This window comes from Echinicola sediminis, from assembly GCF_054777495.1.
Genome location: NZ_BAAHAP010000204.1, coordinates 1 through 2,567 on the forward strand (window position 1 = coordinate 1; position 2,567 = coordinate 2,567).

Here is a 2,567-nt window from a genome sequence, read left to right on the forward strand (position 1 = left end):
GGATGCCACCTTATAACGGGAAGGAATAAAGGTCAAGGGTGCTGACGCCAGGAAGCATTCACTTGCCCTTGACCTTATTCCTGACCGGAATACCTTTGCATCAAGGTGGAGTGGATAGCCATGAAACCATCATCTGAAATAACATATGATCTTCCTTCTCCTATCCTAGTTTAACTGCTATAGTAGACAATTTGCATGGATCGGCAACGTCACATTTCCAACCCTAATGGCCACCATTTCCTTCCATCAAAAGGCTGCGAGTCCCGAGCACCTTTCCGCTGACTTGGGAGGCTGAAAAGAGGGTTTTGTATACAAAACTACATCTTGCTGTATCCAGTGGATATTACCTTTTAATCTAAATCAAAAAACTATAGAATCTATCGATAACTTAACTATAACAACTACATCATAAACTTAAGAAACATCCAAAGATAGACTTATAATAGAGCTATTTACTCTTCAATATTTCGAGGAATAACATTAATCCATGTATTTTCCTAATCAACAGAATAGCAACTTTTATTAAAACCTCGTTATATGGCAAATACTTTTAACTAAATGGATGACATAACACATCATTAATTTAATCCTTAGTCTAATATTTCCAAAATTGGTTCGCCACTTGCTCCATTAGGAATTCTTATATTTAACAGCATGGACAATGTAGGTGCTATATCAGTAATCGTACAATACCTAGTGCTACTTCCTGCCCTCACATTCCATCCATAGAATAAAATAGGAACATGGGTATCATATTTATATCCAGTACCGTGGGTGGTTCCTCTAGAAGAGTTGACCAGCCAAGCAGGTTCTAAAATCAATAGCACATCACCTGAGGCTTTGTGGTTGAAGCCCATTTGAAGTAAGTGCGCTCTGCCTTGTGTGTATTCGCGGCTCATCATGTCAGAAGCAGTATATATTTCTTTGACACCATCAAATTGCATCATAAAATCAGCTACTTCCCTTTGTACCTTTGTCAATTCAAGTCCATTTTCCTTTATTAATTTTCTATTGAGAAAGACCTGCCCATTTGAGAAATTTAGTACCCATTTCCCCTCTCCATAATTCTGATTCATAAAACCCTTCAATTGGGTAATAACAAATTTTGAATTTAAGCTTCCCGCTGGGATTTGTACACTTTTCATATAATTCACAACATCTGCTACTGCATGGTCGGCAGTCAGAAAAACTAAATACCCATCTTTACCAAATTCCTTGTCAAGGTAATCAAAGAACTTCCCTAGGCCCTTATCTAATCGAAGATAGGTATCTTCAAGCTCTATTGAAGTTGGTCCAAACCTATGCCCCACATAATCTGTAGAAGAGAAACTAACGGCTAAAAAGTCCGTTTCATCACCTTTTCCAAGGTCCTCGCCTTCAAGGGCAGCATATGCCAGATCCAAGGTAAGGTCATTTCCAAAAGGAGTAGAAGATATTAAGCCAAGACCGCCGTTGTTCTCTTGAAGGTCTTTTAGGTCATACGGAAAGTCTGTGGTTTCCCTTCCAATAAAAGGTGCTTCAAAGTCATTGTCATCCTCAATGCTCTGGGTATATGTTTTGACATTATAAAGTGGTTCCCAGTCCTTTGAAAGGTATTTTTGAGGATAATTTTTCTTATTGAATTTTTGAACCCAGTCAGGAAGCTCTTCGCCATAATAGGTAGAGGTCATAAATTCACCACTTTTACCATCATACCAATAAGCATCTCCTAAATGGCCTGCAGGCAAGGCCGCTCCACGGTCTTTGAGGGCAATGCCTACTACTTTAGAACGGCGATTAGTGGATAAGCGAAGTTCATCTGTAATAGTGGTAGTAAGAAGATTCCTTGGAGAAATCTCTCCCTTTTGTGGTGTTCCGCCTATTCCAGTAACAGTACTGTCGCTCGCACAATATATGCTTTTATCCAGTTCTCTCACATACCAATTATTCGCTATAATCCCATGAGTTGCGGGGGTAGTACCTGTATATACTGACGAATGCCCAGGCCCTGTATACGTGGGGATATAATTATAATGAGCATTTTTCATTACAAACCCCTTATCCATCAATCGCTTAAACCCTCCTTCTGTATATCTTTGGTTAAATTTGTGAAGGTACTCATATTTCATTTGGTCAACCACAATCCCTACTACCAACTTTGGTTTTTTCATATTTTGGGCAAACCCAAAATAGATATGACTAAAAAGGATAAATATTACACAAAGTAGTTTTTTCATTTGATTATTAATATTTGCTGGCGCAGTCATTTAGTAAAGGTTTTGTTTTAAAATTCCTTTGAACATTACCAACCAACAGATTATAACAGCTCTTTTATTTTCTTATATTTCCACCTGAAATCAAAGGAGTTAAGGCCTTTGCTGCCCTAATAGGAAAATCAGATTCAAGAATATCTGCTCCATCCTCAATAACTTTTCTATAGGCTATGTTCCGCTCATTTTCTAGATCCAATTTATCATAACTTGAAGCTGCTGATACCATCACCATGACTCCTCTATCATGTAGTTTTTTGTACAACAATTTATTTTCCGGCTTGCTCAGTGGACCGACATATGCCATAAGCTGCGACC

The 2,567-nt window shown here is 38.3% G+C and carries 1 protein-coding gene and 1 pseudogene; both read right to left on the minus strand.

Translation table 11 applies throughout. From position 1 onward, the window contains the following. Nucleotides 1–590: 590 nt before the first annotated feature. Entirely contained in the window at nt 591–2,216 is a 1,626-nt protein-coding gene (gene pafA, locus ACYVAA_RS22670; protein ID WP_460546311.1) for an alkaline phosphatase family protein, read from the minus strand. 94 nt (nt 2,217–2,310) lie between these two features. Continuing rightward, nucleotides 2,311–2,567 (minus strand): annotated as a pseudogene (locus ACYVAA_RS22675) (hypothetical protein); the annotation flags it as partial.

Excerpts from the sequence above, each read along its gene's own strand:
- pafA (WP_460546311.1), bottom strand. The coding sequence starts at position 2,216 with ATGAAAAAACTACTTTGTGTAATATTTATCCTTTTTAGTCATATCTAT.